A 615-nucleotide genomic window follows, 5' to 3' on the forward strand; every position below is an offset into this window, starting at 1 on the left:
GAAGTATTCAGGCTTATAAGTCTTATTTAGATTATACCATGAATGTAACGTATCTGGTGCAAATACATCAATTTTTTTCAATACTTCCATTGCAAATTCCAGAGGAGCTACTCCTGATGCAGTAATCAAATTTTCATCACATACTGCAGGTTCCATCTTATAAAGTTGTTCTCCTTTATAATTAGGACAAACCATTTTAATATATTCTAAATCATTGCTTGTATGTTTTCTAGAATCTAGGTATCCAAAATTCGCTAACCCCTCAGTTGCACCACAAATGGCAGCAACAATAGTGCCGAGTTTTAACGCTTCACCAATTTTTTTTAAGATAGGGTGATGAATGCTTTCCCCCCAAGTAGTCCCTCCAGGTAAAAATAAAAGATCGTTACTCTCAAGAGTACATTCATCCAGGGAAATATCTGGCTTTATGCTCAGTCCTCCCATCGTAGTAATAATTTCATTATTAGCTCCTACTGTAACTACCTTTAAAGGGGCTAACTCTTTTTTGAAATATCTTCCTGAGTTTAGTTCTGCAATTAAATGTCCATATTCCCAGTCTGACATCGTATTAAATACATAAAGATAAACTTTTTTTGTTTGCATACAATAACACTC

The 615-nt window shown here is 34.5% G+C and carries 1 protein-coding gene; it reads right to left on the minus strand.

Features of this window, described 5'->3' with window-relative positions; all coding sequences use genetic code 11:
* Positions 1 to 603, minus strand: a 603-nt coding sequence (locus AC1DJR_RS32680) for a type 1 glutamine amidotransferase family protein (protein WP_477004539.1), incomplete at its 3' end; no start/stop codon positions are given.
* Between the last annotated feature and the right edge of the window lie 12 nt (positions 604 to 615).

The organism is Bacillus sp. 05T31 (assembly GCF_056396725.1).